Origin of the sequence: Microbacterium sp. Leaf159, assembly GCF_001423615.1 — a bacterium.
In the GTDB taxonomy this organism is placed as follows: Bacteria; Actinomycetota; Actinomycetes; order Actinomycetales; family Microbacteriaceae; genus Microbacterium.
On the sequence record NZ_LMOU01000001.1, the window covers coordinates 1,330,271 to 1,354,170 of the forward strand.

The 23,900-nt window shown below is 69.4% G+C and carries 21 protein-coding genes and 1 riboswitch; of the genes, 13 read left to right on the forward strand and 8 right to left on the reverse strand.

What is annotated here, in order from left to right; all coding sequences use genetic code 11:
• The first annotated feature begins 3 nt into the window (after positions 1–3).
• The 5 genes from hpaD to ASF80_RS06410 are packed head-to-tail and all read left to right on the forward strand — an operon-like array spanning position 4 to position 4,831.
• Entirely contained in the window at positions 4–1,167 is a 1,164-nt protein-coding gene (gene hpaD / locus ASF80_RS06390; RefSeq protein ID WP_056309006.1) for a 3,4-dihydroxyphenylacetate 2,3-dioxygenase, read from the forward strand.
• A 38-nt stretch (positions 1,168–1,205) separates the two neighbouring features.
• The gene (locus ASF80_RS06395) at positions 1,206–1,991 is read left to right on the forward strand and encodes a fumarylacetoacetate hydrolase family protein (RefSeq protein ID WP_056309008.1); all 786 of its coding nucleotides are present in this window, start codon (positions 1,206–1,208) and stop codon (positions 1,989–1,991) included.
• Positions 1,976–2,779 carry an HpcH/HpaI aldolase family protein gene (locus ASF80_RS06400; RefSeq protein WP_056309010.1) on the forward strand — a complete coding sequence of 268 codons (804 nt, stop codon included), beginning with the start codon at positions 1,976–1,978 and terminating at the stop codon, positions 2,777–2,779. Before ASF80_RS06395 ends, ASF80_RS06400 begins: the two co-directional genes overlap by 16 nt.
• A 59-nt stretch (positions 2,780–2,838) precedes the next feature.
• Positions 2,839–4,086, forward strand: coding sequence for an MFS transporter (locus ASF80_RS06405; RefSeq protein ID WP_056309013.1), 1,248 nt, complete (start codon positions 2,839–2,841; stop codon positions 4,084–4,086).
• Positions 4,087–4,108: 22 nt separating this feature from the next.
• Positions 4,109–4,831: a DUF6882 domain-containing protein gene (locus ASF80_RS06410; protein ID WP_056309015.1), complete on the forward strand. Its 723-nt coding sequence runs from the start codon at positions 4,109–4,111 to the stop codon at positions 4,829–4,831.
• A gap of 21 nt (positions 4,832–4,852) precedes the next feature.
• Here the strand turns inward: ASF80_RS06410 and ASF80_RS06415 are convergent, their stop codons facing one another.
• On the reverse strand, positions 4,853–5,329 hold the full coding sequence (locus tag ASF80_RS06415; RefSeq protein WP_056309017.1) for a DUF4188 domain-containing protein: 477 nt from the start codon (positions 5,327–5,329) through the stop codon (positions 4,853–4,855).
• Positions 5,330–5,395: 66 nt separating this feature from the next.
• Here ASF80_RS06415 and ASF80_RS06420 point away from each other — a divergent pair, with 66 nt between their 5' ends.
• Both ASF80_RS06420 and ASF80_RS06425 read left to right on the forward strand, forming a co-directional pair.
• Positions 5,396–5,956 (forward strand): TetR/AcrR family transcriptional regulator, encoded by a 561-nt coding sequence (locus tag ASF80_RS06420; protein WP_235559900.1) that lies wholly within the window; start codon positions 5,396–5,398, stop codon positions 5,954–5,956.
• Positions 5,957–6,014: 58 nt separating this feature from the next.
• A complete protein-coding gene (locus tag ASF80_RS06425; RefSeq protein ID WP_056309019.1) occupies positions 6,015–6,572 on the forward strand; it encodes a hypothetical protein in 558 nt (185 codons plus the stop codon).
• Between the two features lie 103 nt (positions 6,573–6,675).
• On the opposite strand, the gene ASF80_RS06430 is transcribed toward ASF80_RS06425, so the two are convergent.
• Entirely contained in the window at positions 6,676–7,554 is an 879-nt protein-coding gene (locus ASF80_RS06430) for a bifunctional methylenetetrahydrofolate dehydrogenase/methenyltetrahydrofolate cyclohydrolase (RefSeq protein WP_056309021.1), read from the reverse strand.
• Positions 7,551–8,825: a serine hydroxymethyltransferase gene (gene glyA, locus ASF80_RS06435; RefSeq protein ID WP_056309024.1), complete on the reverse strand. Its 1,275-nt coding sequence runs from the start codon at positions 8,823–8,825 to the stop codon at positions 7,551–7,553. Before glyA ends, ASF80_RS06430 begins: the two co-directional genes overlap by 4 nt.
• A gap of 37 nt (positions 8,826–8,862) precedes the next feature.
• A riboswitch (ZMP/ZTP riboswitch) is annotated at positions 8,863–8,947 on the reverse strand.
• A 52-nt stretch (positions 8,948–8,999) separates the two neighbouring features.
• Here glyA and ASF80_RS06440 point away from each other — a divergent pair.
• The 6 genes from ASF80_RS06440 (at position 9,000) to ASF80_RS06465 (ending at position 16,363) form a co-directional block, all read left to right on the forward strand.
• On the forward strand, positions 9,000–10,511 hold the full coding sequence (locus ASF80_RS06440; RefSeq protein WP_056309025.1) for a family 20 glycosylhydrolase: 1,512 nt from the start codon (positions 9,000–9,002) through the stop codon (positions 10,509–10,511).
• A complete protein-coding gene (nagA, locus tag ASF80_RS06445) occupies positions 10,508–11,674 on the forward strand; it encodes an N-acetylglucosamine-6-phosphate deacetylase (protein ID WP_056309027.1) in 1,167 nt (388 codons plus the stop codon). Before ASF80_RS06440 ends, nagA begins: the two co-directional genes overlap by 4 nt.
• Positions 11,675–12,148: 474 nt before the next feature.
• Complete coding sequence (locus tag ASF80_RS06450; RefSeq protein WP_082488205.1) at positions 12,149–14,158, forward strand: sigma-70 family RNA polymerase sigma factor; 2,010 nt, start codon at positions 12,149–12,151, stop codon at positions 14,156–14,158.
• A gap of 72 nt (positions 14,159–14,230) precedes the next feature.
• Complete coding sequence (locus ASF80_RS06455) at positions 14,231–14,602, forward strand: YrdB family protein (RefSeq protein ID WP_056309031.1); 372 nt, start codon at positions 14,231–14,233, stop codon at positions 14,600–14,602.
• Entirely contained in the window at positions 14,599–15,963 is a 1,365-nt protein-coding gene (locus ASF80_RS06460) for an FAD-binding oxidoreductase (RefSeq protein WP_056309032.1), read from the forward strand. Before ASF80_RS06455 ends, ASF80_RS06460 begins: the two co-directional genes overlap by 4 nt.
• Positions 15,956–16,363, forward strand: coding sequence for an NUDIX hydrolase (locus ASF80_RS06465; RefSeq protein WP_056309034.1), 408 nt, complete (start codon positions 15,956–15,958; stop codon positions 16,361–16,363). The genes ASF80_RS06460 and ASF80_RS06465 overlap by 8 nt, the downstream gene beginning before the upstream one ends.
• 10 nt (positions 16,364–16,373) lie before the next feature.
• Here the strand turns inward: ASF80_RS06465 and nagB are convergent, their stop codons facing one another.
• The 5 genes from nagB to ASF80_RS06490 form a co-directional block, all read right to left on the reverse strand.
• Complete coding sequence (nagB, locus tag ASF80_RS06470) at positions 16,374–17,153, reverse strand: glucosamine-6-phosphate deaminase (RefSeq protein WP_056309036.1); 780 nt, start codon at positions 17,151–17,153, stop codon at positions 16,374–16,376.
• Entirely contained in the window at positions 17,146–18,111 is a 966-nt protein-coding gene (locus tag ASF80_RS06475; RefSeq protein WP_200934747.1) for an ROK family protein, read from the reverse strand. The genes nagB and ASF80_RS06475 overlap by 8 nt, the downstream gene beginning before the upstream one ends.
• A 40-nt stretch (positions 18,112–18,151) precedes the next feature.
• The gene (locus tag ASF80_RS06480; protein WP_056309042.1) at positions 18,152–19,339 is read right to left on the reverse strand and encodes an ROK family transcriptional regulator; all 1,188 of its coding nucleotides are present in this window, start codon (positions 19,337–19,339) and stop codon (positions 18,152–18,154) included.
• A 79-nt stretch (positions 19,340–19,418) separates the two neighbouring features.
• Positions 19,419–22,673: a family 20 glycosylhydrolase gene (locus ASF80_RS06485; RefSeq protein WP_056309044.1), complete on the reverse strand. Its 3,255-nt coding sequence runs from the start codon at positions 22,671–22,673 to the stop codon at positions 19,419–19,421.
• Complete coding sequence (locus tag ASF80_RS06490; protein ID WP_082488206.1) at positions 22,664–23,881, reverse strand: alanine racemase; 1,218 nt, start codon at positions 23,879–23,881, stop codon at positions 22,664–22,666. Before ASF80_RS06490 ends, ASF80_RS06485 begins: the two co-directional genes overlap by 10 nt.
• Positions 23,882–23,900 lie beyond the last annotated feature (19 nt).

Below are 23,900 nucleotides of genomic sequence, written 5' to 3' on the forward strand. Positions count from 1 at the left end.
GCGATGACCGACAAGACTGCGAAGACGCTGACCTCATCGGGCTACTACGTGAGCCAGGAGGCTCCGATCCGGACCGACAACCCCGTCCCGACCCCCGAGAGCACGCCACCCGATGTGCTGCGCTGCGCCTACATGGAACTGGTCGTCACCGACCTCGCGGCGTCCAGGGTGTTCTACGTCGACGTACTCGGCCTGTATGTGACGGAAGAGGACGACGAGGCGATCTACCTCCGCTCGACCGAGGAGTTCATCCACCACAACCTCGTTCTGCGCAAGGGACCGATCGCCGCGGTCGCCGCGTTCTCGTACCGCGTGCGCGACGCCTCGGATCTCGACCGGGCAGTGGAGTTCTACACCGAGCTCGGATGCGATGTGCGCCGCAACCCCGACGGGTTCGTCAAGGGCGTCGGCGACTCCGTGCGCGTGGTCGACCCGCTGGGCTTCCCGATCGAGTTCTTCCACCAGTCCGACCACGTCGAGCGGATGTCGTGGCGCTACGACCTGCACATCCCCGGCGAGCTCGTGCGTCTCGACCACTTCAACCAGGTCACCCCCGATGTCCCCCGCGCCGTCAAGTTCATGCAGGACCTCGGCTTCCGCGTGACGGAGGACATCCAGGACGACGAGGGCACCGTGTACGCCGCCTGGATGCGCCGCAAGCCCACCGTGCACGACACCGCGATGACCGGCGGCGACGGTCCGCGCATGCACCACGTCTGCTTCGCGACGCACGAGAAGCACAACATCCTCGCGATCTGCGACAAGCTCGGTGCCCTCCGCCGTTCCGACGCCATCGAGCGTGGCCCCGGCCGTCACGGCGTCTCGAACGCGTTCTACCTGTACCTGCGCGACCCCGACGGGCACCGCGTCGAGGTGTACACGCAGGACTACTACACGGGCGACCCCGACAACCCCGTCATCACCTGGGACGTGCACGACAACCAGCGTCGTGACTGGTGGGGCAACCCGGTCGTGCCCTCCTGGTACACCGAGGCTTCGCTCGTGCTCGATCTCGACGGCAACCCGCAGCCGGTCATCGATCGCACCGACAGCTCCGAGATGGCCGTGACGATCGGCGCCGACGGGTTCTCGTACACGCGCCCCGACGACGACGAGGGCATGCCCGAGTACAAGCAGGGCGAGTACAAGCTCGGCCACCAGCTCTGATCGATTCGCACGCAGGTTCAGACACAGAGGAGACACGGATGCTGTCCGCAGACACCGTCGCGCAGATCGCCGCGGAACTCGCCGAGGCCGACCGGAACCACTCCGTGATCCCGCGCATCACTGCGCGGTATCCGGAGGCGACGGTCGAGGACTCGTACGCGATCCAGGGCGTGTGGCGCGACACTCAGATCGCCGCGGGGCGCCGCCTCATCGGCCGCAAGATCGGCCTGACGTCGAAGGCGATGCAGCAGGCCACCGGCATCACCGAGCCCGATTACGGCGTGATGTTCGACGACACCGTGTACGAATCGGGCGCCGAGATCCCGGTCGATCACTTCTCGAACGTGCGCATCGAGGTCGAGCTCGCGTTCGTGCTCAAGCATCCGCTCGAAGGCCCCGACTGCACTCTCGACGATGCCCTCGCCGCCATCGACTACGCGGTGCCGGCGCTCGAGGTGTTGAACTCGCACATCGAGCTCGAGGGGCGCACGATCGTCGACACGATCAGCGACAACGCGGCCTACGGCGCGATGGTGCTCGGCACCGTGCACAAGCGTCCTGACGAGATCGATCTCCGCTGGGTGCCCGGTGTGCTCGCGCGCAACGGCGAGATCGAGGAGACCGGAGTCGCCGCCGGTGTGCTCGGCCACCCCGCCACCGGCGTCGCATGGCTCGCCAACAAGTTCCACCAGCACGGCGCGCGTCTGGAGGCCGGGGAGATCATCCTGGCAGGATCGTTCACACGCCCGATGTGGGTGTCGCGCGGCGATCAGGTGCTGTGCGACTACGGACCGATGGGAACGATCGAATGCCGCTTCATCTGAGCCCCTCCTTCCGCGAGCAGCTCGCCGCCTCCGACCGCTCGCTGATCGGCATGTGGGGCTGCTCCGGCAGCCCGCTCGTGACCGAGGTGGCAGCGGGATCCGGCCTCGACTGGCTGCTGATCGACATGGAGCACTCGGCGAACACGCTCGAGTCCACGCTGCTGCAGCTGCAGGTCGTCGCCGCATACCCGATCGCCCCCGTCGTGCGCGTGCCGTCGAACGACACGGTGGCGATCAAGCAGGTCCTCGACCTCGGCGCACAGAACCTCATCGTGCCGATGGTCTCGTCGGCCGACGAGGCGCGTGCGGCCGTCGCCGCCACCCGTTACCCGCCCGAGGGCGTGCGCGGTGTCGGCAGCGCGCTCGCGCGCAGCGCCCGCTGGAACAGGGTCGACGGGTACCTCCAGGACTCGGCTCGACACACGTCACTGACCGTGCAGATCGAGACGGCCGCGGGGGTCGCGGCCGCCGCCGAGATCGCCGCCGTCGACGGTGTGGATGCGGTGTTCGTGGGGCCCTCCGACCTCTCGGCGTCGATGGGACTGCTCGGACAGCAGACGCACCCCGAGGTCGTGTCGGCGGTCGAGCAGGTCTTCGCCGCGGTGAAGGCCGCGGGCAAGCCCGTCGGCGTCAATGCCTTCGACCCGTCAGCCGCCGATGCCTACATCGCCGCAGGGGCGGACTTCGTGGCGGTCGGCGCCGACGTGGCGATGCTCGCGCGGGCATCCGAGGCGCTCGCCGCCCGCTTCATCCCCGCCTCCGACGGCGCGACGCGCGCCAGCTACTGACGCCGGCGCCGCCCGGCGTGGTGGCAGGATTGACGGATGCAGAGAAGCGAGGCGCCGTCATGATCCGCGCGCTCGCCGCGATGCAGGACAAGGGATTCCGCTGGTTCTTCCTCGCCCGCGCGATCACGCTGATCGCCGGGTCGATGTCGTCGATCGCCCTGGCCTTCGCGGTGCTCGAGATCGACAACGACGCCCGTTCCCTGTCGCTCGTGCTCGCCGCCTTCACGGTCAGCAACATCGTCTTCCTGCTGTTCGGCGGAGTGATCGCCGACCGGCTGCCGCGCGCGCTCATCATCCAGTCCTGCTACGTGATCGACATCCTCACCGTCGGGGCGATGGCGGCGCTCCTGTTCAGTGGCACCGCCACGGTTCCCCTGCTCGCGCTGCTGTCGGTCGTGAACGGCGCATCCACCGCGTTCGTGCTGCCGGCGATGCAGGGGATCATCCCTCAGCTCGCCTCTCCCGAGCACCTGCAGCAGGCGAACGCGATGCTGTCGTTCGTGCGCTCCGCGACCACCATCGGCGGCCCGATCATCGCCGGCATCGTCGTCGCTGCCGCCGGCCCCGCCTGGGCGATGGTCGTGCAGGGGATCGGCTGGGTCGTCGCGATCCCGGTCCTGGCGATGGTCAGGCTCCCACCGCCTGATCATGCCGGCGGAACCACGATGTTCCATGACCTCCGCGTCGGATGGCAGGAATTCTGGGGTCGTACCTGGCTGTGGGTGGTCGTGCTGGCCTTCATGGTGATGAACGCGATCCACATAGGCGCCTGGGGCGTCGTCGGTCCGTACATCGCGAAGAACGACGAGCGCCTCGGGATCGCCGGGTGGGGGTGGGTGGTCAGCGCCGAAGGCGTCGGCATCCTGCTGATGACGCTCATCCTGATGTGGTTCCCGCTGAAGCGTCCGCTGCGTTACGGGATGATCGGCATGGCCGCGTTCGCGATACCGCTGACGGTGCTCGGCATCCACCCTGCCGTGATCCTGCTGGCCATCGCCGCGTTCCTCGCCGGCGCCGGTGCCGAGGTGTTCAGCACCGGGTGGAACCTCGCAATGATGGAGAACGTGCCCGGCGACAAGCTGTCGCGCGTCTCGAGCTACGACATGCTCGGGAGCTACGTCGTGATGCCCATCGGCACTCTCGTGTACGGCTGGCTCATCACGCACAGTGACGTCGAGACGGTCCTGATCACCTCGGGGATCCTCTACGCATCGATCGCGGTGGTGACCCTGCTGGTGCCGAGCGTCTGGCGCATGGGCCGCCCTGCGGATGCGGTGCCCGCACACGAGGAGTTGGCGGATTCATAGCAATCCGGGTGAGACTGGGGGCATGACCTTCGCCGCGCTCCAGCCGCTCGCAGACCGTGCCGCACTGTTCACCGCTCTCCGCCAGGATTCGCTGGCCACCGCGCTCGAGAGCCTCGGCGACAACCGCTGGGATGCGGACATGTCCGCCGGAACCCTCACGTTCACGTCGAATGACGACGCCTCGCGTCAGCTCGTGACGCGCGCGCACCTCGTCGCGACGATCGCGCCCGGACCCCGTTCGCTGCTCTGGGCGTGGGCGCACCCGCAGGGAGACTCCGCCGGTGTCGCCGCGCAACTGCGCGACTACGGCACCGAGCACGGCATCGTCGAGCTGAGCCAGACCGAGCTCCCCTTCCCGGAAGACGCCTCTGGCGATGCCGAGTGGATCACGCGGGCGGCCCACACGGTCGGCGGCGTGGCCGTCGAGCTCACCGGACGGGCGCCGTATTACCTCGCTCCCGTCGGCGGCGGCACGTACGCGGTGTTCCTGCTCGACGCGCCACTCCCCCCGCTCACCGTCGCATCCGCGGCGATCGTCCTGCCCCGCATCCTGGCGGGCCTCGCGATGTCCGACGCGCGCACCGCGGTCTGGGATGCCGCTCGACTGGCCGGGTGGACCCTCACCTGGACCGATGAGTCCTTCACGGGAGCCACGATCGCCGACAGCACCGGCACGGCGACGTTCCGTTTCGACGAGCAGGCGCGCATCACGAACATCGAGAGCAGCCTGCACCCGCAGGGCTGATCTCCCACCGAGAACAGCGCGTCAGCGGCCCAGCCGCTGGCGCGCTGTCTTCGTTCCGGGGCCGACCGGTGCATGCGCGGTGGCCGCCGCGAGTCCGAACATCGGCATGTCGACGTACACCGCCTCGAGGTCGGTCACCGGCACCTGATAGGTCTCGTGCCAGACGCCCACGCTGCCGCTCCCCTGCAGCGTGCGCATGAAGTCGCGCCACGGCTGCAGGTGCGGCGCATCGCGGTCGGCGGCGAAGCGCTGCAGATGCTCCGGGCTCTCCCAGTACGACAGCAGGATCGTCGTGCGACCGAACCAGCTGTGAGCGCCGAGCATCCCCGCATCCTCATGCGTCGCGAGATGCCGCAGCATCGGCGGCATCTTGCTGGCCGTGCGCATGACGCGCCCCAGCTGCCACCACCGATTCGCCCGCATCCCGATCAGGAAGACCGTGACGTCCGCGCGTTCCGGTGATGCGATGAATCGACCGGGGAAGACCTGCTGAGCCATGAGCCACTCCTTGCAACATTGTTATGTAACTTCGTTATACAACAACGTTACGATAAGCTCGACTCCATGGCAAGACCTCCTCTGTACGACGACGCGCTGCGCGGCCGCCTCCTCGATGCGACCGCCGAGATGGTCGACCACAAGGGCCCCGAGCGGATCAGCCTGCGCGACATCGCGCAGAACGCCGGCACCTCGACCTCAGCGGTCTACGCCCTCTTCGGGGGAAAGACCGAGCTGCTCGTGGCCGTCATCGAGCACGGGTTCGCGTCGTTCGGCGACGCACAGGCGGCATCCGAACCACAGGGGCTGCGCGCCCTCGGGCTCGCGTACCGGTCGTGGGCCATGGCGAACCCGGCACTCTATCGTCTGATGTTCGGCGGCGGGGTGGCCACTGAAGACTGTCGCCCCGACGATGCGACCATGAGCACGGCGATGGCACCCCTCGTGCGCGCACTCGCGGCACGCGTCGACGAGCCTGCGGTGATGACCGCAGCCCTCACCGTCTGGGCGCAGGTGCACGGCGCCGTGAGCCTCGAGCTCGCCGGCGTCACTCCCCCGCTCGTCCCGTGGGACTCCGTCTACGACGCGGTGGTGGATGCGGTCGAACGGGCTTTCCCCGCCCGCTGAGCACTCCAGGGTCGCCCGAAAGGTGCCACGGCATCCGGGAGTGTGGAATTCTGGTCGCATGAAGAACGGAATCGTCCGGTTCGCCGCCCTCTACGTGTTCAACGTCGCGGTGCTGCTGCTCATCGGCCTGCTGTCCGCTGGCGTCTCCGTCGGGTTCCACGCACTCTGGGCCGCGGTCATCCTGACTCTCGCGGCACTGTTCGTGAAGCCGCTGCTCACCGGCGCGTTCCGCAAGGCTGCGGCCAAGTCCGCGGCCGACCGCACGAAGACGGGCGAGAAGGTCGTGCAGTACGTCCTCGTCTACCTCGTCGAGCTCCTCATCTGGGTGGCCGTCGTATGGCTGAGCGGCGTCCGCGCCTCCGGGTTCTGGAGCTACGCGCTTCCTCCGCTGTTCCTGCTCTTCGGCTGGATGATCTACGACCAGGTCGACGACAAGCTGCGGGCGAAGGCGGGCGAGCTCTACGACGCGGTTCAGGGCAGGGTGTCGGGCAAGAAGTCCGCACCTGCCGCCGCAGCGCCCGGCTCCCCCGCCGCACCGGCCACCGCCGAGGCGCGCGCGGAGCTCGACGACGGACTGACTCCCGAGCAGCGCCGGATGCTCGACGAACTCGGCTGAACGCAGAGGGTCCCGACCTGCAGACCTCGCCCCGGTTCGCGGACGAACCAGCGGGAGAAATCAGCAGATCGGGACCGGATGCGCAGATCGGGACCGATGAGGGTCAGACGAGGCGTTCCGCCGCCTCGACGACGTTGGTCATGAGCAGCGCGACGGTCATCGGACCCACGCCGCCGGGGTTGGGCGAGACCCATCCCGCGACCTCGGCGACGCCGGGGTGCACGTCTCCGAAGACCAGGTTCTTGCCGGTCTCGGGGTCGGTCTCGCGTGTCACGCCCACATCGAGCACGGCAGCACCGGGCTTGACGTCCTCGGCACGGATCAGGTGCCTTACGCCCGCTGCAGCCACGATCACGTCGGCCTCACGCAGGTAGCGCGGCATGTCGACCGTGCCGGTGTGCGTGAGCGTGACCGTGGCGTTCAGGTCGCGGCGGGTCAGCAGCAGGCCGATGGAGCGACCGATGGTCACGCCTCGCCCGACGACCACGACGTGCTTGCCCGCGAAGTCGTAGCCGTTGCGCAGCAGCAGCTCGATCACACCGCGCGGCGTGCACGGCAGCGGAGTGTGGATCGGGTTGTTGACGTTGAGCACGAGCCGGCCGAGGTTGGTCGGGTGCAGGCCGTCGGCATCCTTCGCCGGGTCGATCCGCTCGAGGATCGCGTCGGTGTCGATGTGCTTCGGCAGCGGCAGCTGCACGATGTAGCCGTGGCAGTCCGGATCGGCGTTGAGCTCATCGATCAGCGCCTCGACATCGGCCTGCGTGGCGTCGGCCGGCAGCTCGCGCTGGATCGAGTTCATCCCGATCGCCTCGGACTGACGGTGCTTCATGCCGACGTAGAGCTGGGATGCCGGGTCGGCGCCCACGAGCACGGTCGCGATGCCCGGGACGATGCCCTTCGCCTTCAGCGCGGAGACCCGCTCGGTCAGCTCGGCCTTGATCGCGGCCGATGCCGCCTTGCCGTCGAGGATCTTCGCGGTCACTGCTGCAGTTCCGGGTAGAGCGGGAAGCCTGCGGCGAGCGCGTCGACGCGAGCACGGAGGGCCTCGACATCGGCACCGGGGAGCAGCGCGAGCGCGATCACGTCGGCGACCTCGGTGAACTCGGCATCACCGAAACCGCGGGTCGCGAGCGCGGGGGTTCCGATGCGCAGGCCCGAGGTCACCATGGGCGGACGCGGGTCGTTCGGCACCGCGTTGCGGTTGACGGTGATGTGGATGTCGTGCAGGAGGTCTTCCGCCTGCTTGCCGTCGATGTCGGCGTCACGAAGGTCGACCAGCACGAGGTGCACGTCGGTGCCACCCGAGCGCACTCCGATGCCCGCGTCCTTCACGTCCTGCTGCGAGAGGCGCTCGGCGAGGATCGATGCGCCGCGCAGGGTGCGCTCCTGGCGCTCCTTGAACTCGGGGGTGCCCGCGAGCTTGAACGCGGTTGCCTTGGCGGCGATCACGTGCATGAGGGGGCCGCCCTGCTGCCCCGGGAAGACGGCCGTGTTGATCTTCTTCGCGAGGTCGGCGTCGTTCGTCAGGATGAATCCCGAGCGGGGGCCGCCGATGGTCTTGTGCACGGTCGACGAGACGACGTGTGCGTGCGGCACCGGGTTCGGGTGCAGGCCCGCGGCGACGAGGCCTGCGAAGTGCGCCATGTCGACCCAGAGCAGCGCGCCGACCTCGTCGGCGATCGCGCGGAAGGCGGCGAAGTCGAGCGTGCGGGGGTATGCCGACCAGCCGGCGATGATGACCTTGGGCTTGTGCTCGATGGCGAGGCGACGCACCTCGTCCATGTCGATCGTCGAGGTCTCGGGGTCGACGCCGTAGGCGACGATGTCGTAGAGACGGCCCGAGAAGTTGATCTTCATGCCGTGGGTCAGGTGACCGCCCTGGTCGAGGGCGAGGCCGAGCAGCGTGTCGCCGGGGCGGGCGATCGCGTGCAGGACTGCGGCGTTGGCCGATGCGCCCGAGTGCGGCTGGACGTTGGCGAACTCCGAGCCGAAGAGGTCCTTCGCGCGCTGGATCGCGAGCTCTTCAGCGACGTCGACCTCTTCGCAGCCACCGTAGTAGCGGCGGCCGGGGTAGCCCTCTGCGTACTTGTTCGTGAGCACGGAGCCCTGTGCCTGCAGCACCGAGACGGGGACGAAGTTCTCGGATGCGATCATCTCGAGGAACGTCTGCTGGCGAGCGAGCTCGCGGTCGAGGACCTGTGCGATCTCGGGATCGACCTCGGCGAGCGGGGCGTTGAAGTAACGATCGGTCATGACATGCTCCTCTGACAACGGATTCGAAAGGGGTATACCTATCGGCCCAGGCGCGCGGTCGAATTCCGTGGTCAGTCGCTCCCCGGTGGTAGTCCACCCAGACGCCAGTCGCGACGGTTACGAGCATAGCCGATTTCCCTGTGCTCCCGGCGCGGCGCAGGGTAGGTTTTGTTCATGGTCCTTCCCCATTCCATGCCTCTGGTCCCCCTGCCCGTTTCCGTCATCGTCGGCGATGGCCGGATGCCCCTCTCCCAGACAGATCGAGTCGTCGGCGACTCCCCTGTCGCAACTCACCTGATCGATGCGGTCGCTCGCCGCAGCGGCATCCGCCTCACCCGTTCCTCCGACGCGACGGGAGAGATCCTCCTCCGCATCGATGCAGAGGCAGCTGCCCCCGAGGGTTACACCCTCACGGTCGCGGACTCGGTCGAGGTCGTCGGAGGCGACGAGGCCGGCCTGTTCTACGGCGTGCAGACACTGCTGCAGCTGCTCCGCGAGGACGACGACGGCTGGGGGCTGCTCGGCGCGGCGATCACGGACGCCCCCCGATTCGCACGCCGCGGCGTGATGCTCGATGTCACCCGTCACTTCTTCTCCGTCGACGAGGTCAAGAAGTTCATCGACAGCACGAGCGCCCTCAAGTTCAATCACCTGCACCTGCACCTCACCGATGACCAGGGCTGGCGCATCCACATCGACTCCTGGCCCAAGCTCACGGAGCTCGCCTCCTCGACCGCGTCGCTGGGCGACCCCGGCGGCTTCTACTCGAAGGACGACTACCGCGAGATCGTCGCGTACGCCGCGGAACACCACATGCTCGTGATCCCCGAGGTCGATCTGCCAGGGCACACGCACGCGATCGGCGTCGCCTACCCCGAGCTCGTCGAGGCCCCGGTCATGAACGACAGTCTGCTCGCGGAGTCCGAGCGTCTCGGGCAGCCGCTGCCCGTCGCCGGTGAGCCCTACCTCGGGTGGGGAGTCGGACATTCGAGCGTCCGGATCCACGAGGAGCGCACCTACGAGTTCGTGAGGGATGTCGTGCGCGAACTGGCCGAGCTGACCCCTGGTCCGTACATCCACATCGGCGGAGACGAGTCGTTGGGCACCCCACAGGCGGATTTCGATCTGTTCGTGGAGCGCGCGACGGCGATCGTCGTGGAGGAGGGCAAGATCCCCCTCGCCTGGCACGAGGTCGGCGCCGCCGGGGAGATCGCCGAGGGCACCGTCGGTCAGTACTGGGGCAAGACCACCCCGGAAGGCACGCATGCCGCAGAGGCCACGCACTTCGTCGAGCGCGGCGGCGCGCTCATCATGTCGGCCGCCGACGTCGCCTACCTCGACATGAAGTACTCGGCCGACTACCCGCTCGGACTCACGTGGGCTGCGATCATCGACGTCCGCTCCGCATACGAGTGGGAGCCCACCGAGGTGCTGGACGTTCCCGACACCGCGATCCTCGGCATCGAGGCTCCGCTGTGGAGCGAGACCACACGCACGTTCGGCGAGGTCGAGCAGCTGGTGTTCCCGCGCGCGGCCGCACAGGCCGAGGTCGCGTGGTCCCCGCGCGACGCCCCCGAGCGCGACTGGGAGTCGTTCCGGGTGCGTCTCGGGTCGATGGCTCCGCTGTGGAAGGCTGAGGCCGTCGACTTCCACCGCGCAGAAGAGATCCCCTGGAGCACACGATGACACCCGATTCCTCCGCGACCGGCTCGCTCGTCATCCATTCGGCCCGACTGGTCGACGACGGCGCGATCGTCGACGACGCCTGGGTGCGGATCGAGCGCGGTCGAATCGCGGCCCGCGGCGTCGGCGGCACCTGGACTCCGGCCGAACAGGTCATCGATGCGACGGCGGTCGCCGGTCCTGCAGCCGTGCTCACCCCCGGATTCATCGACATCCACGGTCACGGAGGCGCCGGCGCGTCGTTCGACGACGGCGTCGAGGCGATCCGCACGGCTCGAGCCCTGCATCGCCAGCACGGCACCACGCGTGCCGTCGTCTCGCTCGTGACGGCACCGCTCGACGACCTCGCGCTGCGAGTCGGAGAGATCGCCGACCTCATGCAGACGGATGCCGACATCCTCGGGTCGCACCTCGAGGGCCCGTTCCTCGATCCCGCTCACCATGGCGCCCACGAGCCGACGTTGCTCCGGGATCCCGTCGGCTCCGATGTCGCCCGACTGCTCACGGCAGGCCGGGGCACGATCCGGCAGGTCACGATCGCTCCCGAGCTCCCTGGGGGCCTCGATGCGATCCGACTGATCGTCGACTCGGGCGCTGCAGCCGCCGTCGGCCACACGAGCGCGGATGCAGCGACCGCGGTCGCCGCATTCGAGGCCGGCGCGTCCGTACTCACCCACGCGTTCAACGCGATGCCCGGCATCCACCATCGTGCCCCTGGGCCTGTGCTCGCCGCGGCTGCCGACCACCGTGTCGTGCTCGAGGCGATCGCCGACGACGTGCACCTCGACCCGCACGTGATCAAGCTCGTCTTCGACTCCGCGCCGGGGCGCGTCGCGCTCATCACCGACGCGATGGCAGCGGCCGGAAGTGCCGACGGCCACTACGACCTGGGTGCCGTCAGCGTGACGGTGAAGGACGGCGTGGCCCGCGCCGACGACACCGGCTCGATCGCGGGTTCGACACTCACGCAGGACGTCGCTCTGCGCAGGGCGATCGCCGCGGGCGTCGCGCTGCCCGAGGCTGTGCAGGCGCTGACCGCGACTCCTGCCCGCGCGATCGGATACGGCGACAGGCTCGGACGTCTCGTCGACGGCTTCGTGGGAGACGCGGTGCTGCTGGATGCGCAGCTGCGCGTCGTGCGCGTGTGGGTGGGCGACCGACCGTAGGCGGACGCCGCGCGCGCATCGACGCGCAGCTCTGCGTTCTCCGGTCGCGCCCCTCGTGGGTGAGGGGCCGCCGTTCCCCAGAGCGGCGGCCCCGTCACATTCCCCCACGTCGAGAGCTGGCGGGCCGAGCGCTCCTCCCCCGAGGTGCCCGACCCGCCATGCCGGTGCACTTACCCCTTGCACCAGCGCCTGAGCTCCGCCCCCCGGTGGAGCTCCATGGCTGTCTCTATGTGATGAGACGAAGGCGACCCGGATTCATTACGCGACTTCTCAGATATTTTTTCGAGATTCTTCTCAATGCCGTCCCGTTTTCCATCTGAACTGGGATTTCTCCGGGAAGACTCGATCAGGCGAAGTTTCCTTCAAGGGGTGGCGACCCTGGGAGATTGGAGAGAGAATGGAGAAGACGCGTGATGAAAATGGGGTTCACGCGTCTCTTCATGTGGAGGCGCACTCGCGCTCCACGACAGATGGATGACAGTGGACCAGGACAGCACTTCGCACGAGGAATCGATCGCAGACGCCGATCTCGTCCTGCGCACCCGTTCGGGTGACGCGGCGGCGTTCGGAGAACTCTGGAGGCGGCACTACCCGTCGGGGATGTCCGTCGCGCGGTCGATCACGTCGTCGATCGATCCAGACGACCTCGTGCAGGAGTCGTACACCCGCATCTATCAGGCGATCATCAAGGGCGGCGGCCCGAACGGCTCGTTCCGCGCGTACCTGTTCACGAGCATCCGCAACACCGCCGCCGCATGGGGACGCTCCCGCCGCGAGTCGGCGATCGACGAGCTCGACACCGTCGCCGACCCCGACAGCACCGAGCAGGCAGCCAACGAGGCCCTCGACCGCAGCCTGACCGCCCAGGCGTTCCGCAGTCTCCCCTCCCGCTGGCAGGAGGTGCTCTGGTACACCGAGATCGAGCAGATGAAGCCGCAAGAGGCGGGCCCGCTGCTCGGGATGAAGGCCGGCGCCGTCTCTCAGCTCGCGTTCCGCGCCCGCGAGGGACTCCGCGAAGCGTGGATCCAGGCGCACCTGCGCAGTGCCGCACCGGGCTCCGACTGCCAGTGGACCATCGAGCACCTCGGCGCATACTCGCGTGGCAACCTCAGCACCCGCGACCACAAGCGACTCGAACTGCACCTCGATGAGTGCGCGCGATGCATGATCGTCGCCGCTGAGGCCAAGGACGTGTCGAAGCGACTCGCCCTCGTGCTGCTCCCGCTCGTTCTCGGTGTGGCCGGCTCCGCCGGCTACCTCGCCACCCTCCAGGGCGGCGGCACCCCGATCGTCGCCCTCGCGGCGATGCCGTCGGGCATCACCCAGGGCGCAGCAGTCGTCGCAGGCGGAGGAACCGCATCCGGAGGCGTCGCCGCCGGTGCGGGTGGGTCGGCAGGTGGCTCCGCCGGCGGAGGCGCCGGAGGCACCGGAGGCGCGACCAGCGGGGGAATCTTCAGCGGAGTCGGCGCGCTCGTCGGAGCCGGATCCGCCGCACTCGTCGTGGCAGGCGTCGTCGCCGCGGCCACGATCATCCCGGGGCTCGCCGGAGCGAACCCTGCTGCGTCTCTGCCGAGCGCCGGCGACAGCGACTCCTCCTCGATCAGCTCCGATGTCGGTCCTGACGAGGCGATGGCCGAGGACAAGCCGGTGATCGTCGACGACACCGAGCCCGAGAAGCAGCCGGAGGCACCACCCGTCGAAGCGCCGGTGACTCCGGAGCCCGCCGAGGACACGGCTCCTGCGCTCGTGGCTCCTGCCGCTCCGGTCGAGATCGTCAAGCCCGCGCCGCCCGTGGAGCCGGGCGCTCCGGAAGAGCCGACGGATCCCACGGATCCCGTCGACCCGACCGATCCGACGGATCCCACGGATCCGGCCGTTCCGACCACGCCGATCGAGACGCAGGGCGCGAGCATCTGCGTGGACGATGACGGCGACGGGGCCACGCACGTCTCCGTGCCGGTCCTCGGGCAGCCGGGCGCCGAGATCGAGGCGTTCCTGGGCCGCGGAGGCGGCGGAGACAACCTGTCGTTGAGCGACGCAGGCACCGGCACGGTCGATCTTCGACCGAATCTCGGTCAGATCATCCTCGGCACGACAGTCGAGATCCGCTATGTGACAGATGCAGGGCCCGTGCTTCCGCACAACACGACCCTCGCCGGACTCGGCGTGACCATCGACACCGTGCTGACCGCGCCCTCGTGCGACGGTCAGGTCGACGAGGTCCTCGACGAGACGCCCGCCGACGACCCGGCGCCCGTCGACCAGACGCTCGTCGCCCCCGTGCAGACCGAAGACCCCGCACCGGCCGAGACGGCCCCTGTCGAGGCGCAGGCTCCTGCTGAGGTGGCAGCCGAGTCTCCGGCTCCTGTCGACGCCCCCGCAACGGCGCCCGCCCCCGCGCCGGTCGAGGCGGTCACACCCGAAGACGAGGCCCGCGTCGACGAGCCCGTCGCCGTCGCGGATGAGGCCGTACCCGCGCTCTGACCCTGCGTCTGCGGCGAACAGCCCTGCGTCGGCGGCGAATAGCCCTGCGTCTGCGGCGAATAGACTGGGTCCATGCCCCAGGATCCCGCCTCAGTACCCGGCGTCGACCGCCCGAACTTCACCGCCCTCGACATCGTCCGCTCGATCATCCTGGTCGTCGCCGTCGGCACTCTCGCGCTGTGGGGCTTCGCCCTGTGGTCGTTCCCGTGGAACATCATCATCGGCATCGGAGCTCCCGTCGTCGTGATCCTGATCTGGGCTCTCTTCCTCTCCCCTCGTCCGGTGCTGCGACTGCACCCGTTCCTCCGCGCGGCCGTCGAGCTGCTGATCTACGTAGGTGTGACGATCGCCTGGTGGCTGATGGAGCAGCCGATCATCGGCATCGCCTTCGCCGTCGTCGCCGTCGGCGCCGGGGTGGTCAGCGGACGGCGCCGCATCGCATGAGCGTGCTCGCACAGCTCACGGCGGCTCTCGGCGAACTCGTCGACACGACCCCGATCGCCCTCGACGACGCTCGCGCCGACAAGTCTGGACACGCGGCCCCCGGCCGTCCGCTGGCGGTCGTGCACGCCGAGACGGTCGAACACGTCCAAAGCGTGATGCGCATCGCCACCCAGACGCGCACTCCCGTCGTCGTGCGCGGCGCAGGCACCGGCCTCGCGGGTGCTGCGAACGGCGGCGAGGGCGAGATCGTGCTCTCCACCCGGCGCATGACCGCGATCCACGAGATCCGCGCCGACGACCTGCTCGCCGTCGTCGAACCGGGCATCCTCAACGCCGACCTCAACGATCTGCTCGCCGAGCACGGCCTGTGGTGGGCGCCCGACCCCGCGAGCCGCGCGATCTCGACCGTGGGCGGCAACATCGCCACCGGCGCAGGCGGTCTCCTCTGCGCGAAGTACGGAGTGGTGCGCGATGCGGTGCTCGGCCTCGATCTGGTGCTCGCCGACGGGCGCCTGCTGCGCCTCGGCCACCGCAGCGTCAAGGGCGTGACCGGGCTCGATCTCACCTCCCTCGTGATCGGCTCGGAGGGCACGCTCGGCGTCGTCGTCGGCGCCACCCTGAAGCTCCGCCGACTCGTCGAGGGAACGACCTGCACCGTCACCGCGACCTTCCCCGATGTCCGCTCCGCCGCAGCCGCCTCTGCCGCCGTGACCGCTTCGGGCGTCCAGCCCGCGATCATGGAGCTCATGGATGCAGCGAGCCTGGCTGCCGTGGCCGCCCTGCTCGATCTCCCCTCCCCTGCTGCCGGCAGCGCCCAGCTGACCATCCAGACCGACGGGCCCGCGGCCGTCGCCGAGGCCACGACGATCGAGGCGATCCTCTCGGCACACCACGGTGTGACGCAGGTCTCCCACGACCGTGAAGAGGGCGAGCGTCTGCTGGCCATCCGCCGTGCCATGCATCCGGCCATGTCCGCTCTCGGCACGACCCTCATCGAGGACGTATCGGTGCCCCGCAGCGCCATGCCGGCGATGTTCGACGAGATCGCCCGGATCGAGAAGGCCTACTCGATGAGCATCCCGACCGTGGCGCACGCCGGTGACGGCAACCTGCATCCCAACTTCATCTTCGAAGGTGCGGAGCCGCCGGCCGAGGTGTGGGCGGCGGCAGACGAGCTGTTCCGTGCGGCGATCGCCCTCGGCGGCACACTCACCGGCGAGCACGGGATCGGGACGCTGAAGAGCCGCTGGCTGGCCGACGAGCTCGGCGACGACCAGTGGGAACTGCAGCGGCAGATCACCCGCGTGTTCGACCCGCTCGGCATCCTGAACCCCGGCAAGGTCTTCGCGGTCGATGCCTGACATCCACGTCAGCGCGGCGGTGATCATCGACGACGAGGGCCGGGTGCTGGTGGTGCGCAAACAGGGCACCACGCGCTTCATGCAACCGGGAGGCAAACCCGAACCGGGTGAGACCCCATCGCAGACCTTGATCCGCGAGCTGCACGAGGAGCTCGGGCTGCGACTCGACGAGGGCGACCTCGAGCCGTTGGGCACGTTCGTCTCCGAGGCGGCGAACGAACCGGGTCACCGCGTCGTCGCGGAGGCGTTCTCCGTGTCGATCGCGGCAGCGGAGGTCACGGTGCAGGCGGAACTCGCCGAGCTCCGCTGGATCACTCCGGCTGACGTCGAGACTCTGCCTCTCGCCCCGCTCAGCCTGGAGCACCTGCTGCCCCTCGCATGGCCCTCGTCGGGGCGCTGAGGCAGAGCCCTCAGATGCCCTGCCAGGCGGGCTTGTTCGCGTACGTGTAGCGGTAGTAGTCGGCGAGCTTCAGACGCGATGCCGCAGCCTCGTCGACCACGACCGTCGCGTGCGGGTGCAGCTGGATCGCGGAGCCGGGCAGGATGGCCGAGAGCGGCCCCTCGACGGCATTCGCGACGGCCTGCGCCTTGCCCTCTCCGAAGGCGAGCAGCACGAGGTGACGCGCGCGCAGGATCGTGCCCAGCCCCTGCGTGATGCAGTGCATCGGCACGTCGTCGATCGAATCGAAGAAGCGTGCGTTGTCCTCACGGGTCTGCTCGGTGAGGGTCTTCACGCGCGTGCGCGAGGCGAACGACGAGCCCGGCTCGTTGAAGCCGATGTGACCGTCGGTGCCGATGCCGAGAATCTGCAGGTCGACGCCGCCGGCCGCATCGATGGCGGTCTCGTAATCCTCGCCGGCGTGCTGGATGGTGGCCTGAGCTCCGTTCGGCACGTGGATGCGTCGAGGGTCGAGTCCGAGCGGCTCGACGACCTCCCGCGTGATCACCGAACGGTAGCTCTCGGGGTGCGCCGGGTCGAGGCCGACGTACTCGTCGAGGGCGAATCCGCGGACCTGCGACACGTCGCGACCCGCGAGCCTGGCACGCAGCGCCTGGTACACGGGAAGCGGGGTCGAGCCCGTCGCGAGTCCGAGCACGGCATCAGGACGACCGTCGATCAGCTCGACGATCTCGGCGGCGACCAGCGCGCCCGCCGCTTCGGCGTTCTCGACGATGACGACTTCAGCCATGGGAAACAGTCTCCTTGGTGGGGGTGGATGATCCGACGAGAGCGGCGCCGAGGGCCGCAGCGGGAGAACCCGCCGGGAGCAGTTCGATCCGCTCGTCGAGGTGCAGCGAACGCATGAACGCCGAAGCCTCGGCTCCTGCCTGGAGGGCACTGCGCACGCCCGCGTACAGACGATCGCCGAGGGAGGTGAGGCCGCCGCCGATGATCACACGTTCGACGTCGGCCGAGAGCACGAGAGCGCGCACCGCGGCCGCAGCGCCGTGGAAGAGATCGGCGCGAAGTTCCAGCGCGCGCTCGTCTCCGGCCTCCGCGGCGTCCAGGATGTCGCGCACCGGAAGTGCACCAGGACGATCCCAGGCGCGTGCCAGCGCACCTCCGCCGCAGAAGGTCTCGATGCACCCGCGCTGGCCGCAGCCGCACAGGCGTCCGTGCGGATCGACCGAGAGATGGCCGACCTCGCCCGCGGTCCCTCGCGCTCCGCGCCAGATGGTGCCGTCGACGACGATCCCTGCGGCGACTCCCGTGCCGAGATTGAGGTAGGCCATGGAGCCGTCGATGCCGCGGAGCACGGCGGCGCCGAGTGCGGCCGCCTTCACGTCGTTCTCGACCCTGACCGGGATGCCGAGCCGGCGGCCGGCGAGACCGGAGAGGTCGAGCGATTCGACGCCGAGGTTCACGGCGTGCAGCACGCGCCCCGTGTCGGCGTCGACGAGTCCGGGGATGCCGACACCCACCGATTCGACGGCGGAGCGTGCGAAGCCGCCTTCCGCGGCCAGCGCGTCGACGGCGTCGACGATGCTGACGACGACCGCGTCCTCGCCCCATCCCGTCGCACGGCGGAGGCGCGCGAGGATGTCCCCTTCGGGAGACACCGCCACCGCGTCGATCTTGGTTCCGCCGACATCCAGGCCCACTCGAATCCGCCGACCGGAGAGGTCGACGGCGATCGCATCCGTCATCGGATGTCGCTCCTGCTCGTCTTCGAGTCGCCCACGCGCATCACGAGACGCCCAGCTGACTGGACAGCACCATCACGGCCGCACCTCGCAGAACGATGTCGTCCTGCTGCGTGCGGCGGATGAGAGCGTCTTCGAAGACACCCTCGAGCGTGCGGGCGTGGAGGGTCTCGACGGCGGCATCGATCAGCACGCCGTCGAGCAGATCGCCGGGCCCCGAGAGCACGACCTCCGACAGGTCGAGAGCCGCGACGATCGGTGCGATCGCGATGCCCATGCGGGTGCCGGCGTCGCGGAGGATCTCGTCGCGTGATCCGGGAGAGGCGTCGATGGCCGGGCGGAGTCGTGTCTCACTGAGCCAGGCTTCGAGGCAGCCGTCCTTGCCGCAGGCGCAGCGAGGACCGCCGTCGGTGCCGACCACCACGTGACCGATCTCACCCGCGGCGAACCGGCTGCCGAGAAGCGGCTGGCTGCCCGTGATGACACCGGCGCCCACGCCTCGACCGATCTTGATGAGCATGAAGTCCGCCTTGGCCTCGCCGAACGTGTACTCGGCGAGAACGGCGGCGTTGGCGTCGTTGCGGACGAGCACCGGAAGGTCGAGGTCGATCCCGAGCTTGGCCTCGAGCGGGAGGTTGCTCCACCCGAGGTTCGGGGAGCTGAGCACGACGCCGTCGGGGCGGACGACCCCCGGCGAGCCGATGCCGACGCCGAGGATCGGCTGGGTCGCGGTCGCGGCCAGGGCGCGCGCGAGCTCGAGCGTGGCGGCGTAGGCGGCATCGCCGTCTGCGGTCTCCGGACGAGGAACCTCTCGGCGTTCGAGCACATCGCCGTCGAGGCTGAGCAGCGCGCCCACGAAGGCGTTCGGACCCGACAGATCGAGGCCGATGATCTGGTGCCCCACGCGATCGATGTCGATCAGGATCGGAGGCTTGCCCGGACCGACGGTCTCGCGCACTCCCATCTCGATCACGATGCCGTCGGCGATGAACTCCGCGACGAGGTCGGAGATGGTGACTCTCGTCAGCCCCGTCTCGCGCGAGAGGTCCGCCCGGCTCATGGCACCGGAGTGGTAGAGCGTCTGCAGGACGAGCGCGCGATTGTGGCCGCGCGCGTGCTCCGGGAGCACCTTTGAGCGCGAGCGCAGGTGGCGCCCGGGGCCGAAGGCGTGTGCGCTCGCAGCGACGTAGTCTGACGACGTCGATGGACGAGGATCATCCGATACGGACATGTTTGTTAGTAGACCTTACGAACAAAAATTGCGCAACCCCTGCCTCGTGTAGCACAGGGAGGGTTACGGAAACGTTACATTATGCCGAGAGTGGCTCGTCGGCACTTGTGGACGGGACATTCAGACGAGCCACGAGACCCGCCACGATCTCCTCCCGTGCCTCCCGCGTGAGTGGCTTCCCCGGCACTCCGGGACGCCGTTGCACAGGCGTCGGCCCGTCGAGAGGACGATACCGCACCCCTGCATCGGCGAGCCGCCGGAGGTGGGTGGGAAGCCGACGGGCGAAGCCCTCGAAAGGAGGAGGATCGCCACCGTCCCAGAGCCGCTCGGCGATCGCCGCGAGCCTGGGGAACATCGCGAAGTCGACACGGTCCCTGGTCGGCAGATGCTCGGTCCAGACGTTCGCCTGGCCACCGGACGCCCCGTCCTCGATGCGGAGCGTGTACGCACGCTCGATCGGAAGAGGCGGCCCGACGCGGATCGGCTCCTCGGCCGAATCGGATTGGGGGTAGTCGAGGTACACCTCGAGGTCGGGACACGCGATGACCGGGATTCCGCGCCGCAGCGCCGCGCGCATCGCGATCGGACCGCGCCAGGCGAGGATCTCGACGCCGTCGGGAACGTCACCCTCCAGCACTTCGTCCCACGCCAGCGCCGTGCGGCCACGAGCTCGCACGTGTGCGACGAAGTGCGACGTGAACCACGGTTGGACGTCGTGCGGTGTCGCAAGACCCAGCTCGCGCATCCGCTCCCCCGCAGCCGCGCTCTGCGCCCACTCGGTCACCGGCACCTCGTCACCGCCGATCCCGATCCACGGCGAGGCGAACAGGTCGCACAGTGCGTCGATCGCGGCTCGTCCGAACGCGAGAGCATCCTCTGTCGGCGCGAGGGTCCGAGGATTCACGCCGAACCGCTCCCAGGGCGCCGTCACCCGTTCGCCCACGTCGGTGTTGCCGAGCTCCGGGTAGGCGGCCAGCCCCGCCTGGATGTGCCCCGGCAGTTCGACCTCCGGCACGATCGTGACGAAGCGCTCGGCGGCGTACGCGACCAGCTCGCGCAGCTCTGCATCCGTGTAATGCCCCTCGTGCACGCCGGGTTCGACGGTGGCGAGCGGGCCGTGGCCCCGTTGCGTCGACTCGCGGCGAGCGCCGATCTCGGTGAGCCTCGGGAATCCGGGCACCTCGAAGCGCCAGCCCTGATCATCGGTCAGATGCAGGTGAAGCACGGTGAGGTGGTGGTCGGCGAGCAGGTCCACGAGCCGGCGCACATCGTCGACGGGGCGGAAGTGCCTGGCGACGTCGAGCATCACGCCGCGCCATCCGTGGGCGGGCGCGCCCTGCCACGTGCCTGCGGGGATGCGCGACCGTTCCGCACCGGGTTCGCGCAGTTGCCGCAGCACCGTGACGCCCCGGAAGACGCCGACCGGGCTCGCGCCGCTGACCTCGATCCCAGACGCCGAGACCTCCACTCGGAAGGCCTCCTCGCCGATGCGTCCACTCGCGAACGGCTCCCCTGCCAGGGACTCATCCACGCGGAGCGTGATCGCGGGATCAGATCCCTCTTCCTCCTGCGGATCGCTCAGGCGAGCGGCGGTCGAGGCGAGCGAGGCCGGCGCGACGACCGGGGTGCGCGCCGTCCAGTGGAACGGTGCTGCGGTCGCGTCGATCTCGAACGACGCGAGGGGAACGGTGGCGCGGTGCGCGGGCGGGATCATGCGCAGAGCACGACCCGGCGTCGATCCTGTGACCGAATCGTCGGTGACCACCGGCACTCCGTCGACGAGCACTTCGACTATCCCGAGCGGGGCGCCGTGCGGCGATTCGAACGTCGCCCCGGCGGCGATGGTGTCCGGGTCGAACAGCACCAGATCTGCAGTCGCCCCTTCGCGGATGATCCCCCGCGGCGCATCGCCCCGGTCGAGCCCCAGACGCGAAGCCGGCGTGCCGGACAGGTGGCGGACCGCCTCTTCGAGGGTGAGCACTCCGAGCTCTCTCACGTAGTGCCCGAGGTAGCGGGGGAAGGTGCCTCGACCTCGAGGATGAGGCCGCGCGCCGATCAGGATCCCGTCGCTGCCCCCGCTGTGGCGGGGGTGTCGCATGATGGCACGGACGTTGTCCTCGTCGCCGATGTGCATCAGGATGCCCGTCGCCCCGGCATCCGAGAGGATCGTGTCGAGCACCACGTCCACGGCACGCTTCCCCGACGACGAGGCGATCTCGGAGACGGTGCGTCCCACCAGGTCCGAGAGCCGCGGATCGGCGGTCCCGGAGATCTGGATGGCATCCCAGTCGGCACGCTCGCCGTGGAACCCGTCGCACCCGATCTCTTCCAGCTCGACACGCACGCCTTCTCGCCCGGCGTCGTCGAGCGCGGCGATCGTGCCCAGCAGATCGCCGCTCTCCGCGAGCCTGCTCGGCAGCAGCGCCGCGAGGGTCGTGGCACCGGGGAGATACGGATAGGTGTCGAGAGTGACGTCCACCCCGTCGTCGACGGCCGCGTCGACGAGAGCCAGCAGCTCTGCCGCGCGGCCGCGGTTCGGCGCGAAGTTCATCGTGGCGTGAGTGAGGTGGATGGGGCATCCGGTCCGTCGGCCGATGTCGAGCGCCTCGCGGTAGGCGTCGAGCGCCGCCCCGCCGTAGCTGCGGGTGTGGGGTGCCCAGTAGCCTCCCCGCTCCGCGACGATCCGGCAGAGCGCTTCGAGTTCAGCGGTATCGGCGTACATCCCCGGCGTGTAGGTCAGTCCGCTCGACATCCCGAAGGCGCCGGCATCCATCGCCGCGCCCAGGATCTCGGACATCTCGCCGACCTCCGCCGCGGTCGCCGCACGGTTCTCGTGTCCGACCACCATCATCCGGAGATTGCCCTGGGGCACGAGCACCGCGGCATTGGCGACGGAGACGGCGTCGATCGCGGCGAGCAGATCATCCATCGACCGCCACGGCACGTCATCGGGAAGGCCGTTCCAGCCGGCGATCTGCGCGGGGATGATCGCCGCGGTGGCGTCGTCGAGGGGCGCATAGCCCAGGCCGTCCTGCCCGAGCACCTCGGTCGTCACGCCCTGACGGATCTTCGCCTCGTGGCTCGCACCCCGGAGGACCGCCAGCTCGCTGTGCGCATGCATGTCGATGAAACCGGGGGCGAGCACCAGCCCCGTGGCAGGGATCTCGACCGCGTCGGCCGGGAGCTCGAGCTCCTGCTCTTCTCCCTCTCGGAGGACTGCGACCACGCGCGCGCCCTCGACGGCGACATCGGCGACGAAACGAGAGGCTCCCGTCCCGTCGACCACCGTGACGCTCCGGTAGATCCTGACGGGCTTCTCGCCGCTCAGAAGCATGTCGCCACCGCTCCGATGACACGCGGATCCGCGGCATCCGGGTCGTCGATGACCGCGACGACCCGCCACTTGTCGAAAGCGGTGCACGGGTGCGAGAGCCCGAGACGCACCACATCGCCCTGCGAGACGGATGCCCCGGGCGCGAGGCTCAGGAAGGCGTGCTGGTCGTTGAGCGCCGTGATCTCGCCCTCGACGCTCTGGGGCACCGGCAGGTCGAGATCGAACGGCACATCGCGGCGCCCGGCGTCGAGCAGGGCGAGTCCGTCCTCGGGCTGAGACACGACCCTCGTCCACGCGTGCATCGCAGACCGGAGCGGGGCCGTCGACGTCAGCGCGCCGAACGGAGACATCCGCGAGTAGAAGCCGTCGTCGTGGATCTGGAACGCCCCCGACCGCAGCACGATGTCGGCGTCGCCGCGGTGCGGGGCCAGGATCGCGGCCGCACGATCGGGGAACGAGCTTCCGCCGGCGCTGAGCACGGGGCGGATGCCGCTCGGGTAGGTGAGTCGCTCGTGCAGTTGCACGAGCGTCGACAGATACGCGTCGACGGATGCGACGGACGCATCACTGCGATCCGGACCGAACGGCCCCTCATAGCCCGTGACTCCGGCGAGACGGAGGCCCGGCGATGCGGTGATCGCCCGGGCGATGCACTCCCCCTCCTCCAGGGTGCGCGCTCCCGTGCGACCTCCGGCCCCACCGAGCTCGACGAGGACATCGAGGGGACGCGATGCGTCAGCGAGCGCGGCGGCGAGGATGTCGACGGTCACCACGGAGTCCGCCCAGCAGAGGATGCGGAGGCCGTCGTCTGCGGCGAGGAGGTCGCCGAGGTGGCGCACCGCCGCGGCATCGGTGACGGCGTTCGCGATCAGGACGGTTCTGACCCCGGCGTCGACGGCGACCTCGGCCTGCCACGGCGTGGCGACCGAGATGCCCCACGCCCCCGCATCGAGCAGTCGCTGCCAGAGCGCCGGCGCCATGGTGGTCTTGCCGTGCGGGGCCAGCAGCACCCCCCGCGCCGCCGCCCAGCCGAACACGGTCGACTCGTTGTGGGCGAGCGCCGCCTCATGCACGGTGAGTACGGGGGTCACGAGGTCCGACAGGTGCAGATCCGCGCCCGGCACCTCCGAGAGACGCAGGCCCGAGGCATGCGCGGGAAAACCTTTGGTCCAGGGGCCGAGAACAGGATCCGGGATTTGTAGAGGCATCTAACAAGGCTACTAGGCT

Excerpts from the sequence above, each read along its gene's own strand:
- hpaD (WP_056309006.1), top strand. The coding sequence starts at position 4 with ATGACCGACAAGACTGCGAAGACGCTGACCTCATCGGGCTACTACGTG.
- ASF80_RS06395 (WP_056309008.1), top strand. The coding sequence starts at position 1,206 with ATGCTGTCCGCAGACACCGTCGCGCAGATCGCCGCGGAACTCGCCGAG.
- ASF80_RS06400 (WP_056309010.1), top strand. The coding sequence starts at position 1,976 with ATGCCGCTTCATCTGAGCCCCTCCTTCCGCGAGCAGCTCGCCGCCTCC.
- ASF80_RS06405 (WP_056309013.1), top strand. The coding sequence starts at position 2,839 with ATGATCCGCGCGCTCGCCGCGATGCAGGACAAGGGATTCCGCTGGTTC.
- ASF80_RS06410 (WP_056309015.1), top strand. The coding sequence starts at position 4,109 with ATGACCTTCGCCGCGCTCCAGCCGCTCGCAGACCGTGCCGCACTGTTC.
- ASF80_RS06415 (WP_056309017.1), bottom strand. The coding sequence starts at position 5,329 with ATGGCTCAGCAGGTCTTCCCCGGTCGATTCATCGCATCACCGGAACGC.
- ASF80_RS06420 (WP_235559900.1), top strand. The coding sequence starts at position 5,396 with ATGGCAAGACCTCCTCTGTACGACGACGCGCTGCGCGGCCGCCTCCTC.
- ASF80_RS06425 (WP_056309019.1), top strand. The coding sequence starts at position 6,015 with ATGAAGAACGGAATCGTCCGGTTCGCCGCCCTCTACGTGTTCAACGTC.
- glyA (WP_056309024.1), bottom strand. The coding sequence starts at position 8,825 with ATGACCGATCGTTACTTCAACGCCCCGCTCGCCGAGGTCGATCCCGAG.
- ASF80_RS06440 (WP_056309025.1), top strand. The coding sequence starts at position 9,000 with ATGGTCCTTCCCCATTCCATGCCTCTGGTCCCCCTGCCCGTTTCCGTC.
- nagA (WP_056309027.1), top strand. The coding sequence starts at position 10,508 with ATGACACCCGATTCCTCCGCGACCGGCTCGCTCGTCATCCATTCGGCC.
- ASF80_RS06450 (WP_082488205.1), top strand. The coding sequence starts at position 12,149 with ATGACAGTGGACCAGGACAGCACTTCGCACGAGGAATCGATCGCAGAC.
- ASF80_RS06455 (WP_056309031.1), top strand. The coding sequence starts at position 14,231 with ATGCCCCAGGATCCCGCCTCAGTACCCGGCGTCGACCGCCCGAACTTC.
- ASF80_RS06460 (WP_056309032.1), top strand. The coding sequence starts at position 14,599 with ATGAGCGTGCTCGCACAGCTCACGGCGGCTCTCGGCGAACTCGTCGAC.
- ASF80_RS06465 (WP_056309034.1), top strand. The coding sequence starts at position 15,956 with ATGCCTGACATCCACGTCAGCGCGGCGGTGATCATCGACGACGAGGGC.
- nagB (WP_056309036.1), bottom strand. The coding sequence starts at position 17,153 with ATGGCTGAAGTCGTCATCGTCGAGAACGCCGAAGCGGCGGGCGCGCTG.
- ASF80_RS06475 (WP_200934747.1), bottom strand. The coding sequence starts at position 18,111 with ATGACGGATGCGATCGCCGTCGACCTCTCCGGTCGGCGGATTCGAGTG.
- ASF80_RS06480 (WP_056309042.1), bottom strand. The coding sequence starts at position 19,339 with ATGTCCGTATCGGATGATCCTCGTCCATCGACGTCGTCAGACTACGTC.
- ASF80_RS06485 (WP_056309044.1), bottom strand. The coding sequence starts at position 22,673 with ATGCTTCTGAGCGGCGAGAAGCCCGTCAGGATCTACCGGAGCGTCACG.
- ASF80_RS06490 (WP_082488206.1), bottom strand. The coding sequence starts at position 23,881 with ATGCCTCTACAAATCCCGGATCCTGTTCTCGGCCCCTGGACCAAAGGT.